Genomic DNA, 14487 nt, shown 5'->3' on the forward strand with positions numbered 1-14487 from the left:
CTCCCACGATGACAGACTCACGAATCCGATCCCGGAGCGACGAGCGACGCTCGAGCGAGCGTGAGGAGTCGACCGAACAGGACGAACGCGAGCGGTGTCCCGAATGCGGCGGCCGGCTGCGCTCCGACAGCGAACACGCCGAGACGGTGTGTCAGGACTGCGGGCTCGTCGTCGACGAGGGCGAGATCGATCGCGGCCCCGAGTGGCGCGCCTTCGACTCGAGCGAGAAAGACGAGAAGAGCCGTGTCGGCGCCCCGACGACGAACATGATGCACGACCAGGGGCTCTCGACGAACATCGGCTGGCAGGACAAGGACGCCTACGGCCGCTCGCTCTCGAGCCGCCAACGCCAGAAGATGCAGCGTCTTCGCACCTGGAACGAGCGCTTTCGCACCCGCGACTCCAAGGAGCGCAATCTGAAGCAGGCCCTCGGCGAGATCGACCGTATGGCGTCGGCGCTCGGCCTCCCCGAGAACGTCCGCGAAACTGCAAGCGTCATCTACCGGCGGGCCCTCGAGGAGGATCTCTTACCGGGGCGCTCGATCGAGGGCGTCGCCACTTCTGCGCTGTACGCCGCGGCTCGTCAGGCCGGTACTCCTCGTAGCCTGGACGAGATCGCTGCGGTGTCGCGGGTCGAGAAGGACGAGATCGCCCGCACCTACCGCTACGTGATCCGCGAACTCGGTCTCGAGGTCCAGCCCGCCGACCCCGAGAGCTACGTGCCCCGGTTCGCCAGCGAGCTCGAGCTCTCCGACGAGACCGAACGGCGCGCCAGACAGCTCCTCCAGACGGCCAAGGAGGAGGGCGTCCACTCGGGGAAGTCGCCGGTCGGCCTCGCGGCCGCCGCCGTCTACGCCGCGGCCCTGCTCACCAACGAGAAGGTCACACAGAACGACGTCAGCGAGGTCGCCAGCATCTCCGAAGTGACGATTCGGAACCGGTACCACGAGCTGCTCGAGGCCGAGGGCGGCGCGCCGGTCTAAGGTTCTGCCGTCGGGACGAAATGAGGACGGAGACCGCTCGGTCCGATCACGACTCGTCGTCGTACACGGCGGGGTTCGGCTCGCCCTCGACGTCGATGACGCCGATCATCCCCTTCCGGACGACCCGCGAGAGCGCGTGGTCGACCAGCTTGACCGGTCCGGGAACGGGCAGTTCCATCTCGCCCGCGACGACGGTCCCAGGGGCGACCGGGTTCGTCTCGACGTTTCGGCCGGGCTCCGAGAGCAGGTCACCGTCGCGGTAGTAGCGGCTCCAGACGTTTCCGATGGGGTGGAGCGCGCTGGTCAGGTTCGGCCCGCCGTTGGCGAAGTACACCCGGACCGTCTCGCCGACCTCGGCGTACATCGGGCCGTGGCCGTCCTCGGTGAGCGCGCCGACCTCGCCGTTCAGGAGGACGTAGGTCGGATCCTCGTCGGCCGTCGCGTCGAAGTCGTAGGCATGGTGGCCCTCCTCGCCGGCCTCGCCGTCCGTGTAGAGCTCGTGCTGGCCGACGTAGAACTCGCGGTCGACCTCGGGGAGGCCTTCGGCGGGCTCGACGAGGATCGCACCGAACATCCCCAGGCTGATGTGCTGGTCCATGTTCGGGACCGCGCAGTGGTAGATGTGGACCCCGGGGAACTCGGCGCGGAAGGTGAGCCGTGCGGGCTCGTCGCCGGGCGAGAGGGTAGTCGCCTCGGCGCCCCCGCCGGGGCCGTAGATCGCGTGGGCGTCGACGTTGTGGACGTCCACGTTGTGTTCCTCGGGCACCGCGAAGGTGAGTTCGACGGTGTCGCCCTCCCGGACCCTGACCATCGGGCCGGGGATCTGGCCGTCGTAGGTCATGAAGTCGACCGTGACGCCGGGTTCGACCTCGGCGGTCACCTCGATCGATTCGAGGGTGATCTCGTGGGTCCGGGGCTCGTCCCAGTCGACCGGTGGTGGGATGTCCATCGGGTCAGCCGCGATGCGATCGAGGTCGACGGGTTCGGCCGCCGGGCGCTCCTCTTCGGGGGCAGTGTCGGCCTCGGATTCGACGGAATCGGCTTCGGGCGGGTCGTCGCTCAGACAGCCCGCGAGCGCGATCGCGCCGGCTCCACCGATCGTATGGATGACTGCGCGTCGGTTCGTCGTCGGTTGGGTGGCTACGGTGGTCATTACGGTTTCCTCGGTTCTAGGGACGAGTGTCAACTGGTTCACATCTTCGATGATTCCTCCGTAGAGGGAATCGTGGGGCGTGTTCGCAGCCGAAGCCGGCCGTCGAGAGCCGGCGTTCGCCGACCGGTACGCAGATAGAAGTCCGGCCCCGACGTCTCGACGTGACCACGACACCATCGCCGCTCGAGACGGACGCCTCGCTGCTCGCGTTCGACGGCGCACGATCGACCTCGCGGGTCGTCAACGGACTCAGAGAACACGTCGTCGTCGCCGGCGAGACGGACGATCCGCTGGTCGTCCTCCTCCATGGGTTCCCGGAGTTCTGGTACGAGTGGCGCGAGCAGATCGAGCCGCTGGTCGAGGCGGGCTACCGAGTCGTGGTGCCCGACCAGCGGGGGTACAACTTGAGCGAGAAACCCCGGAAGGCCCGGGCGTATCAGCTCCGGGATCTCTCACGTGACGTCGCCGATCTGATCGCGAGCGAGGGTCGGGAGCGTGCCCACGTCGTCGGCCACGACTGGGGCGGCGTCGTCGCCTGGGACCTCGCGCGTCGCTACCCCGACCGGGTCGACCGCCTCGGGATCATCAACGCACCCCATCCGACCGCCTACCGCCGACAGCTCCGGTCGAACCTCGAGCAACTCCGTCGAAGCTGGTACGTGATGGCGTTTCAGCTCCCGTGGCTGCCCGAACGACTCTGCCGGTACGACGACTTTCGCCTCCTCGAGCGGGCCCTCCGGGACACCGCGGCTGAGGGGACGTTCACCGAGCGGGAGCTGACCCACTACCGACGGGCCTGGGCCCGCGAGGGCGCATTGACGGGCTCGCTGAACTGGTACCGGGCGATGGCGCGACATCCGCCCGAGGCGTCCCGGGATCGAGTCGAGCAGCCGACGCTCGTAATCTGGGGCGAGGCCGACGACGCGCTCGTTCCGGAACTCGGTCCGGCGAGCGTCCGGTTCTGTGATCGGGGGCGTCTCGAGCGCCTGCCGGAGACGAGCCACTGGGTGCCCCACGAACGCCCGGCCCGGACGACCGAACTGCTGTGTGACCACCTCGACGGGAGCGAGGACTGAACTCGACAGCCGTCGGGACCGGTACTCCACGATATGTGGCGGGAACACGCCCGTACGTTCCATTCCCACGCGATAGGAATCGTGGGGGATATCTTGCTCCCGTGTCCCATAGGTTCTACCCGAACTGGTTCGCATGGCCCAGGCAACACTCACCATCACGCTGCCCGAACAGGTCTGGATCCAGCAGGTGTCGACGGCGTACCCGGAGGCGACGTTCCGTGTACTCGCCGCCGTTCCCGGCAACGAATCCGGGTTCGCGCTCGTTCGCCTCGCGGGGTCGGCGGTTCCCGAGATGATCGACGAGATCGAGGCCCACCCGCAGGTCCTCGAGATCACGGTCGTCCAGCGGAGCGAACGGGAGGCGACGATCCACTTCGAGACGACGGCACCCCTGCTGTTGTTCTCCTCGCGGGAGTCCGGCATCCCGATCGAACTCCCCGTCGAGATCCGGGGCGGCGAGGCGACCATCGAGGTCACCGGCTCGCGCGAGCGTCTCGCCGAGCTGGCCGAACAGCTCGAACAGTTCGGCCTCCAGTACCGCATCGAACAGGTCCAGGAGCGACTCCACCAGAGCCAGCTCCTCTCCGAGCGCCAGCTCGAGGTCGTCGCCGCCGCCGTCGACGAGGGGTACTACGACACGCCGCGGCGCTGTTCGCTGACCGAGCTGGCCGGCCACCTCGGGATCGCCAAATCGACCTGTAGCGAGACGCTACATCGGGCGGAGGAGGCAATTGTCAAACACTTCGTCGAGGACCTCCCGGCGCTCCACGACGACGACGAGATGATCGAGAGACCGCTCGCGGGAGACTGACCGAGATCGCCTTCCGACCCCGGATCCGCACCCGAGTTCGATCCGTCCAGCGAACGCCGTCGCGAATCGCGATACCGAACCGAACGGGTAGTAAAGGGTTTTCGGTCCCAGTCAGTAATATACTAGCGAACATGTTCGCACCCGTTCTCAGAAGTTGGAAATCGCCTCGATGGTTCAACACCATCTAGTTGCGAGTGCGGGATAGAGGCTACAGATATGGCTGTATTCAACTTCGTACCGACGTGTAATCGAACCGTTCCGACGAGAGGTGTTCTCGGGGAATGAGTGCGGACGACGAGTCGTTCCACCCGCTCGGCGAGGAGTGGGAGAACGACCTCGAGGGGATGCTCGACGACACCGAGTACGACACCGATCTCGGGATGGCGATGGCAGAGGACGCGATGCGGGTCACTCGCGGCGAACTCTCGGAGGCCGACTTCCACGAGAAGTACCATGAGGACGTTCTCGAGGAGTTCGGCGAGGACAACCGTCCGACCCAGGAGGCCTACGAGAAGGCCCAGGAGGAAGCGAAGGGAACCGTCGGCAGGATGCTCTCTCGCTTCGACGGCGACGGCGAGGAACCCCGCCGCGACGTAATGAAGAAGATGGGTGCCGGCGCGGCCGCGGTCGGTCTCGGCGCCTGGGCGACCGTCGACGACGGCGAGCAGCAAGCGGCCGCCGCCCAGGACGACGAGGACGACGAGTCCGGCGCGCCCGAGGGCGGCGAGGGCGACGTCCAGTGGGGGATGGCCATCGACCTCGAGCGCTGTGACGGCTGTCTCTCCTGTGTGACTGCTTGCTCCTCGGAAAACAACCTCGACCAGGGTGTCAACTGGATGTACGTCCTCGAGTTCGAGGACCCCGGTGCGTCGAGTTCGACGAGCCGGAACCGACTCGTCCGTCCGTGTCAGCACTGCACCGACGCGCCGTGTGAGAAGGTCTGTCCGACGACGGCCCGCCACACGCGGGATTCCGACGGCCTCGTGCTGACCGACTACGACGTCTGTATCGGCTGCCGATACTGCCAGGTCGCCTGTCCCTACGGCGTCAACTACTTCCAGTGGGACGAACCCGACATCTCGACCGACGAGATCGCGGAGTTCCACGAGGACATGGACGGCGATCACATGACGACCGACGACGGCTACGGCAGCGAGCGCTGGGTCGACAGCCGCGCGCCGCGAGGCGTCATGAGCAAGTGTACCATGTGTCCGACCCGCCAGGACGGCCAGATGGGCGACGAGATGGTCGGGACGACCGCCTGCGAGGAGGCCTGTCCGCCGGACGCGATCCAGTTCGGCAACATGCACGACGAGTCGAGCGACCCACAGACGTACGCTGCCAACCCGGCCCGCGGCCGGACCCTCGCACAGATCAACCCGCCGTCGGCCGACGAACTCGAGGAGGAGCTCGAGGGTGCCGACGACGACCTCGAATCGGTCCTCGAGGCAGCCGACCTCGACGAGGAGGAACTCGGCCTGATGATCGCGGTGCAGATCACCGGCGGCGACGAGATGGGCGACGGCGACGGCGACGTCGCCGACCTCGAAAACGACGTCACCGAGGCGCTGGCTGCGATCGAGAGCCACGGTCTCGGCCTCGCGAACCAGGAGGTCCTCGCGGAACTCAACCTCGCCGACGAACCCGACCTCGACGAGCCGGCCGACGGCGACGAGGAAGGTGTCGACGTCGACGAGGAAGAGGAGAACGGCGACGATAACGACGACGACGAAGACGAGGACGAGGAGAACGGCGACGACGAGGACGATAACGACGACGACGACAACGGGTTCGAGCCGGACGAGGAAGCCGCGCAGTTCCTGCTCGAGCAGTTCGCCGGCACGCCGGCCTCGAACTTCAAGCTCCTCGAGGAGCAGGGAACGAACCCCAACATCATCTACCTCGGCAACGAGCCCGGCCCGCAGGCCGAACAGACCGAGCCGACGGGATCGGGCGTCAACTACGAGGACATCAGCTACGAGCGCGCCGACGGCGAGTCCGTCGAAGCCGTCGACAACCGCAAGGACGTTCTCGACGAGGGCACCGTCGGTGACGCCGGGGTGTCCCTATGAGCACCAAGTCGCCGACCGAGGCGGACATTCTGCGTCCGATCCAGAACGTCTCGAAGCTGTACTTCATCATGTTCGCGGTCGCCGGGCTGGCACTCGGCGCGTTCCTGGTCGCCTGGGGCTACCAGCTGTACCAGGGACTCGTCGTTACTGGACTCTCCGACTGGGGGAGCGGTGGCGGCGTCACCTGGGGACTGTACATCGGCGCGTTCATCTGGTGGGTCGGGATCGCCCACGGGGGGATCATCCTCTCCGCGGCGGTCAGACTCCTCGGGATGGACCGCTACATGCCCGTCGCCCGCCTGGCCGAACTGCTGACGCTGGCCGGCCTCTCGGCGGCCGGCTTCTACATCCTGGTCCACATGGGCCGCCCGGACCGGATGGTCACGAGCGTTCTCGGTCACTACCACATCACGGTCAACAACTCGCCGCTGGTGTGGGACGTTACCGTCATCACTGCCTACTTCGTGCTGACGGCGACCTACCTCGCGCTGACGATCCGCTACGACGTTACGCGGCTGCGCGACCAGCTGCCGGACCGCTTCGATCCGATCTACGACGGGCTGACCCTCGGTTACTCCGAGAAGGAGGACCAGATCATCGATCGGATGGTCTGGTGGGTCGCCCTCGCGATCATCATTATGGCCCCGCTCCTGCTTCACGGCGGTGTCATTCCGTGGCTGTTCGCGGTGCTACCGAACTACCCCGGCTGGTTCGGCGCGGTGCAGGGCCCGCAGTTCCTCACCATCGCGCTGACCTCCGCGATCAGCGGCGTGATCCTGCTGTCGGCCGCCTTCCGGCGCGCCTACGACTGGGATCACATCATCACGGACGACATCTTCCGCGGCCTCCTGCTGTGGCTCGGGTTCTTCTGTCTGCTGTTCCTCTGGCTCCAGCTCCAGCAGCTCACCGCCGGGAGCTTCCACCCGACGGTCGACCACGGCGCGGCGACCGCCTCGAAGTTCACGCACCCGCTGTACGTCATCCCGATTCTGGGCGTCCTCGGCGTGCTGGGCTTCATCTTCGCGACGACGGTCCGTCCCGCGCTGTTTACGAAGCTCCGAGCGATGATCGCCAGCGTGATCGTGCTGACGGCGACGCTGGCCGAGAAGCTCTACTTCGTCCTCTCGGGCTTCTGGTACCCCTCGTTCAGTATCTACGAGGCGACGCCCGGCGACTACTTCCCGAGCGCGATCGAACTCTCCTCGCTGCTTGGCACGATCGGACTGGTCGTGTTGTTCTTCCTGGTGGTCGCGAAGGTGATCCCCGTGGTCGAACTCCACGCGATCGAACACCTTCGTGGCGATCACGGACACGGTCACGAACACGAGCACGAACCGGTAGAGGAAAGTACGAAGCAGCCGGAGGTTGAAGCATGATCTCGGCACCGGCTGTCGCAAACGCCCTCTCCCATATCATGTACCACGGGTACGATGGTACCGAGGGTCTCACCGGGTTCCCCAACATCGGGACCTACCTGATCTTCGGGGTCGTCCTCGTGCCGGTCTACGTGATGGTCGCCGCGTGGTTCCTCGGCGAACCCCGCGATACGAGCACCGGGCTGCTCGGTGTCGGCTACCTCGTCGGAATCACGGCCCAGATGTGGATCGGGATGTTCATCCTGACCATGATCATCGGGGTCCTGTTCTACGGCGGACTGCCGGAACCGCTGGCGTCGCCGGGTCCGTAACCCGGACGATCGCCCCGACCGAACCGACGTTCCGTTCTTTGCGGCGATACCGACCGAGCCCCGCGTTCGCCCCCGCTGGTCGTTCTCAGCCACCGTTTCGCCCACCGAACCATCACACGTATCCCGTTGCACACCCTACCGATCGTCGAACACGCCTCCACCCAGTATGAGCATCACAGAATACGAACTCAAGATCGAACTCGAGGGCATCGAGGACCCGGACATCGACGAGGACATCGTCACGCTCGGCCTGGTCAACGACGTCACGATCGACGACGAGACCGCCCGGATCTCGCTCGCGTTCAACACGCCCTACGCTCCCGCCGAGATGGAGATCGGCAACCGGATCCGCGAGGTCGTCCAGGAGGCCGGCCTCGAGCCCGACCTGCGCGCCCACGCCGGCGCCGAGCACGGGTTCGACGACGAGGTCCTGCCGCGGGTTCGTAACGTTATCGCGGTCTCCTCGGGGAAAGGCGGCGTCGGCAAGACGACTGTCGCGGCCAACCTCGCGGCGGGCCTCGAGAAACGCGGCGCGATGGTCGGTATCCTCGACGCGGACATCCACGGCCCGAACATTCCACGCATTTTGCCCGTCGAGAGCGACCCCGGCGTCACGCCCAACGAGGATATCGTCCCACCCCGTTCGGACGGCGTCCGCGTGATCAGCATGGGCTTCATGATGGAAGAGGAGGACGACCCGGCGATCCTCCGGGGGCCGATGGTCAACAAGTTCATGATGAAGTTCTTGGACGGCGTCGAGTGGGGCCGACTCGACTACCTCATCGTCGACCTCCCGCCGGGCACCGGGGATGCCACGCTGAACCTGCTCCAGTCGATGCCCGTCACGGGAGCCGTCGTCGTCACCACGCCACAGGAGATGGCCCTGGACGACACCCGAAAGGGGATTCAGATGTTCAACAAACACGACACGCCCGTCCTCGGCGTCGTCGAGAACATGAGCACGTTCATCGCCCCGGACACCGGCAAGGAGTACAGCCTCTTTGGCACCGACGGCGCCCAGCAGATCGTCGACAAGTACGACGTCCCGCTGATCGGCCAGATCCCGATCCACCCCGACTTCGGCGCCGACGGCAGCAAGGGGACCCTCGTCAAGGACGACGACAGCGAGGTCCAGGAGACGCTCGAGGAGCTGGTCGCCAACGTTGCCGACCGCGTCAGCGAGTCCAACCGCCGGACCGTCTCGGAGAACACCTCCGATACGCCCGACGACGCCCTGCCGACCGAACTCGAGGACTAAACGGACTGTCGGAACGATTTCTCCGGGTTACTGCTCGTTGCCGTCGTCAGGCTCGTCGATCGCAGTTGCCGGAAGCGCGAACCGCCAGGCGTCGGTAAACTCGCTACCGGAGAACGACTGCAGGGCGTGGCTCGCGACGCGCGGGCTCTTGCCGCCAATCTTGACGTGTTCCGTGCCGAGTCATGACCGACACTTTTGGCCGCGGGGACCGAATCCGAACCCGATGACACTCGATAGCTACACCGACGCGGTCGCCGACCTCGAGCCCGCAGACGGCGAGGTCGAGAGCACGGAACTGGTCGTCGAGGACGACGTTCTCGTCAAGGCCTTCGCCCTCGGGCCGGGCGCGACCCTCGAGCCACACGAACACGGCGACAGCACGAACGTCTTTCACGTCCTCGAGGGGACGGTGACGGTGCTGCGGGACGACGAGCGCGAGGAGATCGAGGCGCCGGGCGTGGTACTCAACGAGCGGGGCGTCGAACACGGCGCCGAGAACGAGACCGGCGAGACCGTGATCTTCACCGCGAGTCTCTGCCCGCTGCCGTCCTGACGGACGCGATTCCTGTGGTTCGGTCGCGCCGCTCCTCGAGAGCGGGTTCGTCGACCGAACCGTCGTCGCTGCCGACAGCGCCGGCTGTCGTGTGTGAGTTCTCAAAAAACGAATCGCCGTTCACCNCCGCTCAGAGATGTGTATACGAGACAGCGGCTGTCGTGTGTGAGTTCTCAAAAAACGAATCGCCGTTCACCGTTTCACAACGGAGAGAAGCGAGATTAGTTGCGGACGACGTTCGTCGCGCGGGGGCCCTTGGGGGCCTGGTCGATGTCGAATTCGATCTCTTCGCCTTCCTCGAGGTCCGGGCCGCCGACGTCTTCCATGTGGAAGAAAACGTCCTCGTCCGCGTCGTCCGTGGAAATGAAACCGTAGCCGCCTGTGTCGTTGAAGAAGTCAACGTTACCTTTCGCCATTACAAACAACTGTAGGGCCAGTTCCCGCATAAGGGTTCCGAGAGTCGCGGTATCACGACCGCCGCCTTCGGTTCCCACGTCTTCTCAGGTCTCGAGCAGCGACTCGACGTACTTCGTGACGTGGTCGTCTATCCGCCGTTTGTACCCCGCCTGGCGGGCCAGCCGATCGAGTTCGCGGGCGACGAGGCTGCCGTACTGGACGGCTTTCTTGTCCCGCATCGCGACCACCTCGGGCAGGGACTCGCTCGCCACCCGCCGGAAGCCCCGCTTTCGGACTTCCTCGTCGGCGAGCAACTCGTCGGGCAAACGGAGCGCGGCGTCGATGACACTGTCGTGGAGCAGGGGCGCGACGGGCTCGAGCCCCGTCGCCTCGATGGCGCGGACGTCTCGGGGAAGCTGCTCGGGGAGGCTGCGGACCTGCTCGCGGACCGCGCCGCGGGTGGTCTCGGCTTCGACTCTGTGGTCGAGGCGAACCACTTTCTCGTAGCCGCCGAACAGCTCGTCGGCGCCCTGGCCGACCGCCAGCGCGTCGAAGCCGTCCGCGGCGACGTACTCGCCGACCAGATAGAGGGGAAGTGCGATCTGGACGTCCATCGCGTTCGTTCGCCCGATCGCGCGGGCGACGTCGGGGACCGCTCGCTCGAGGTCGGCGGGCTCGAGTTCGACGACGGTGAGCTCGCGGTCCATCGCCGCGGCTGCCGTGCGGGCGGCCTCGACGTCGTGGCTGTCCGGGAAGCCGACGACGTAGATCGGAGCGTCGAGGAGCTCGGCGACCAGTGCGGAGTCGACGCCGCCGGAGAACGCAACCGCAATATCGAGGTCGCGCTCGCGGACGCGGTCGATCGCCGTCCGAAGCGCACGATCGAGGCCCTCGAGGGCGACCTCGGGCTCGTCGGGCGTCGGTTCGGGGAGCGACCAGACGCTCGCGGGCGCCTCGCCGGGAGCCGCGACCGAGCCCGCGGGGAAGAGCGCCGGATCCTCGAGCGAGCCGGGCTCGAAGGCCCACGCGTCGGCCGCGTGGTCGACGAACAGCGGAACCCGTCCGAGAACGTCCCGGACGAGCCGGCCGTCGACCTCGCCCGCGAAGCCGAACGTCCCCGGCAGCGACTCTCCGGTCTCGAGGACTCGGCGGACGGTGTCGGAATCGGTCCCGCGAAGGGTCATCGAAGCAGTCCGAGGGCGGTGTTTCTGATGCGGCGCGTGACGCCCCCGCCGAACTGGCGGAAGCTGATGTGCCACGGCGTCCGTTTTCCCTCGACCGACGTCTTGCCCTCGCGGATCGCCTCGAGGATCGCCGCGGCCGAGCGCTCGTCGGCGTCGACGCGGGTGACCGCCTGCCCGACCATCTCGCTGATGTGGGCGTCGCTACCCGCGGTCATCGGCATCCCGTGGTCTCGGGCGAACCGCCTGGCCTGGCGGTTGGCCCGTCCGGTCAACAGCCGCGAGTTGTACACCTCGATCGCGTCCGCCTTCGTGAGCTCCGCGGACGCGATGCGGGCGGTCACGCCGTGGCGCGACTGCTGGAACGGGTGGGGGATCACCGCCAGCCCGCCCTGCTCGCGGATTCGCTCGAGGGTCGTCTCGTAGGACAGCCCCGGCGGCACGGCCTCCTCGATGCCCAGCCCGAGGATGTGTCCGGCCGCACTCGAGATCTCGATCGCCGGAACGCCGACGAGTCCGTACTCGGGGGCGCGCTCTGCGGCCTCGAGGCTCGCGTCGATCTCGTCGTGATCCGTAATGGCGATCGCGTCGAGGCCGACGGCCTCCGCTTGTTCGAGGATGAGCTCGACGGAGTCCCGGCCGTCGTAGGACAGCGACGAGTGGGCGTGAAGTTCGACCGACAGCACGAGTACGTCTTTCCGCCGGTCGGTCAAAAACACCCCGATCGTCGGCTCGAGCCCGTCGGCCGAAGCGACGCACGACGGGCACCGGTCGGCCACGAACCCAGGACTCACCTCGAGCGGGATCGGCTTTGCCGATCCAAAGAGCGGTACGAGTGGGCGTCTTGGACCGTCGGTCCCTCTCACTGATAAAAACGCAAACGCAAGCGTAAACGAAATCGAAAATAAAACCGCTCTTGTGACGTTCGTCGCGAAGCGGCAAGGGAAAGCACCTTCGAGCCATTCGGTAGTCACGAACGTGCATATAGAAACCCATATACTGCCCGACTTTCACCACCTAGATGAATGAGCCTTGCCGATTCGGACCGCGAACTCGTCGTCGAGGAGCTCGGACGGGAGCCGACGCCGGCCGAGGCGGCGCTGTTCGAGAACCTCTGGAGCGAACACTGCGCGTACCGCTCCTCGAGACCCCTGCTGTCGGCGTTCGACAGCGAGGGAGAGCGGGTCGTCGTCGGGCCGGGCGACGACGCGGCCGTCGTCGCGCTGCCGGACCCCGAGACGGGCGAGAACGGCGACACCTACGTCACGCTGGGAATCGAGAGCCACAACCACCCCTCCTACGTCGACCCGTTCGACGGCGCCGCGACCGGCGTCGGCGGGATCGTCCGGGACACGCTCTCGATGGGTGCCTACCCGATCGCGCTCGCGGACTCGCTGTACTTCGGGAGCTTCGACCGCGAGCACTCGAAGTACCTGCTCGAGGGCGTCGTCGAGGGGATCAGCCACTACGGCAACTGTATCGGGGTCCCAACCGTCGCGGGTAGCGCCGACTTCCACCCCGACTACGAGGGAAATCCGCTGGTGAACGTCGCCTGCGTCGGACTCACCGACGAGGACCGACTCGTAACCGCCGTGGCCCAGGAGCCGGGCAACAAGCTTGTCCTCGTGGGCAACGCCACGGGACGGGACGGGCTGGGTGGCGCGAGCTTCGCCAGCGAGGACTTAGCGGAGGACGCCGAGACGGAGGACCGACCTGCGGTCCAGGTCGGCGACCCCTATGCGGAGAAGCTGCTGATCGAGGCCAACGAGGTCCTCGTCGAAGAGAACCTCGTCGAGTCGGCCCGTGACCTCGGCGCGGCCGGACTGGGCGGCGCCTCGAGCGAGCTCGTCGCCAAGGGCGGGCTCGGCGCCGAGATCGAACTCGAGCGGGTCCACCAGCGCGAGCCGAACATGAACGCCTTAGAGATCCTGCTCGCGGAGTCCCAGGAGCGGATGTGTTACGAGGTCACGCCGGAGAACGTCGACCGGGTCCGCGAGATCGCGGAACGGTTCGATCTGGGCTGTTCGGTCATCGGCGAGGTCACCGACGGGAACTACACCTGTACGTTTGAGGAGAGCGAGGCGCAACGCGCCTCGGATGACTCGACCGGCGAGCAGAGTGAGCCGGGAGAGCGCGACACGGTCGTCGACGTCGACGCCCACTTCCTGGGCGAGGGGGCGCCGATGAACGACCTTCCCGCCGAGGAGCCCGAGGTGCCGGAAACCGACCTGCCCGAGGTCGACCTCGAGGACGCCCTCGAGACCGTCGTCTCGAGCCCGAACACGGCCTCCAAGCGGTGGGTCTACCGCCAGTACGACCACGAGGTTGGGGTTCGGACGGCCGTCGGGCCGGGCGACGACGCAGCGATCGTCGCCATCAGAGAGGCAAGCGCGGAGCCACGCTCCGCGGACGAGTCGAGCGGTGGTAACCGCGAGACCGACACCGGGCTCGCGATCTCCTCGGGTGCCGCCCCGAACTGGACCGCAACGGCACCGTATGAGGGCGCTCGAGCGATCGCCCTCGAGAACGCGACGAACGTCGCGGCCAAGGGTGCGACCCCGCTCGCGGCGGTCAACTGTCTCAACGGCGGCAACCCCGAGAAGCCCGGCGTCTACGGCGGCTTTACGGGGATCGTCGACGGCCTCGCCGAGATGTGCGCCGAGCTGTCGACGCCGGTGGTCGGCGGGAACGTCTCGCTGTACAACGACTCCGTCGCGGGGCCGATCCCGCCGACGCCGACGCTGGCGCTCGTCGGTACGAAGGCGGGGTACGACGCCCCGCCGCTGTCCGTCGAGTCCGATGGCACCCTCCTGCTCGTCGGCGACCGTGGCCTCGAGGCCGACGAGTTCCGACTGGGCGGTTCGGAGTACCTCGCACGGTTCGACGGCAGCGATCGCTTCCCCGCCCTGCCCGAGGAGCCAGCCGCCCTCGTCGAGACGCTCGCCGACGTCGCGAACGCCGACTCGACGCTCGCGGTTCACGACGTCAGCCACGGCGGGCTCGCGGTCGCACTCGCCGAGATGATTACGGAGACGGCGGGCCTCGAGGTCACCGTTCCCGGCGACGACTCGATCGGCGCGCTGTTCCACGAGCAGCCGGGTCGCGCGCTGATTCAGACCGACGACCCGGACGCCGTCCGCGAGGCGTTCGACGACGTGGCCCCGGTCCGCGAACTCGGCGCCGCGACGACGGACGGGACACTCACCGTTCGGGACGCCGACGGCGAACTGTTCGAAGTCGGCGCGGCCGCGGTCGCCGACTGGCGGGCGACGATTGAGCGCGAACTCCACTGATCCCTCGGCTGAGGACGTGGACGT

At 67.0% G+C, this 14487-nt stretch carries 13 protein-coding genes; 9 read left to right on the forward strand and 4 right to left on the reverse strand.

The window, feature by feature from the left end; all coding sequences use genetic code 11:
• Positions 1 to 8: 8 nt before the first annotated feature.
• On the forward strand, positions 9 to 983 hold the full coding sequence (locus C491_RS08780) for a transcription initiation factor IIB (RefSeq protein WP_005555320.1): 975 nt from the start codon (positions 9 to 11) through the stop codon (positions 981 to 983).
• 46 nt (positions 984 to 1029) lie between these two features.
• On the opposite strand, the gene nirK is transcribed toward C491_RS08780, so the two are convergent.
• Complete coding sequence (gene nirK, locus C491_RS08785) at positions 1030 to 2136, reverse strand: copper-containing nitrite reductase (RefSeq protein WP_005555322.1); 1107 nt, start codon at positions 2134 to 2136, stop codon at positions 1030 to 1032.
• 161 nt (positions 2137 to 2297) lie between these two features.
• On the opposite strand from nirK, the gene C491_RS08790 reads away from it, so the two are divergent.
• The 7 genes from C491_RS08790 (at position 2298) to C491_RS08820 (ending at position 9593) form a co-directional block, all read left to right on the forward strand.
• Positions 2298 to 3212, forward strand: coding sequence for an alpha/beta fold hydrolase (locus tag C491_RS08790; protein ID WP_005555323.1), 915 nt, complete (start codon positions 2298 to 2300; stop codon positions 3210 to 3212).
• A gap of 133 nt (positions 3213 to 3345) precedes the next feature.
• Positions 3346 to 4023, forward strand: a complete 678-nt coding sequence (locus C491_RS08795) for a helix-turn-helix domain-containing protein (protein WP_005555325.1) — start codon at positions 3346 to 3348, stop codon at positions 4021 to 4023.
• 281 nt (positions 4024 to 4304) lie between these two features.
• Positions 4305 to 6095: a 4Fe-4S ferredoxin N-terminal domain-containing protein gene (locus C491_RS08800; RefSeq protein WP_005555327.1), complete on the forward strand. Its 1791-nt coding sequence runs from the start codon at positions 4305 to 4307 to the stop codon at positions 6093 to 6095.
• On the forward strand, positions 6092 to 7471 hold the full coding sequence (gene nrfD, locus C491_RS08805) for an NrfD/PsrC family molybdoenzyme membrane anchor subunit (protein WP_005555329.1): 1380 nt from the start codon (positions 6092 to 6094) through the stop codon (positions 7469 to 7471). The genes C491_RS08800 and nrfD overlap by 4 nt, the downstream gene beginning before the upstream one ends.
• Complete coding sequence (locus tag C491_RS08810) at positions 7468 to 7782, forward strand: hypothetical protein (protein WP_005555331.1); 315 nt, start codon at positions 7468 to 7470, stop codon at positions 7780 to 7782. Before nrfD ends, C491_RS08810 begins: the two co-directional genes overlap by 4 nt.
• Before the next feature lie 166 nt (positions 7783 to 7948).
• Entirely contained in the window at positions 7949 to 9040 is a 1092-nt protein-coding gene (locus C491_RS08815) for an Mrp/NBP35 family ATP-binding protein (protein ID WP_005555333.1), read from the forward strand.
• A 223-nt stretch (positions 9041 to 9263) separates the two neighbouring features.
• Entirely contained in the window at positions 9264 to 9593 is a 330-nt protein-coding gene (locus C491_RS08820) for a cupin domain-containing protein (RefSeq protein WP_005555335.1), read from the forward strand.
• 221 nt (positions 9594 to 9814) lie between these two features.
• Here C491_RS08820 and C491_RS08825 read toward each other — a convergent pair whose 3' ends face one another.
• The 3 genes from C491_RS08825 to C491_RS08835 all read right to left on the reverse strand — a co-directional run bounded on the left by C491_RS08825 (position 9815) and on the right by C491_RS08835 (position 11856).
• Positions 9815 to 10009 (reverse strand): cold-shock protein, encoded by a 195-nt coding sequence (locus C491_RS08825; protein WP_005555336.1) that lies wholly within the window; start codon positions 10007 to 10009, stop codon positions 9815 to 9817.
• Between the two features lie 84 nt (positions 10010 to 10093).
• A complete protein-coding gene (locus C491_RS08830) occupies positions 10094 to 11173 on the reverse strand; it encodes an asparagine synthase C-terminal domain-containing protein (protein ID WP_005555338.1) in 1080 nt (359 codons plus the stop codon).
• Positions 11170 to 11856 (reverse strand): PHP domain-containing protein, encoded by a 687-nt coding sequence (locus tag C491_RS08835; protein ID WP_005555340.1) that lies wholly within the window; start codon positions 11854 to 11856, stop codon positions 11170 to 11172. Before C491_RS08835 ends, C491_RS08830 begins: the two co-directional genes overlap by 4 nt.
• A gap of 339 nt (positions 11857 to 12195) precedes the next feature.
• Between C491_RS08835 and purL the strand changes: the two genes are divergently transcribed.
• Positions 12196 to 14463, forward strand: a complete 2268-nt coding sequence (purL, locus tag C491_RS08840) for a phosphoribosylformylglycinamidine synthase subunit PurL (protein ID WP_005555342.1) — start codon at positions 12196 to 12198, stop codon at positions 14461 to 14463.
• The last annotated feature ends 24 nt before the right edge of the window (positions 14464 to 14487 follow it).

Origin of the sequence: Natronococcus amylolyticus DSM 10524, from assembly GCF_000337675.1 — an archaeon.
Lineage (GTDB): Archaea > Halobacteriota > Halobacteria > Halobacteriales > Natrialbaceae > Natronococcus > Natronococcus amylolyticus.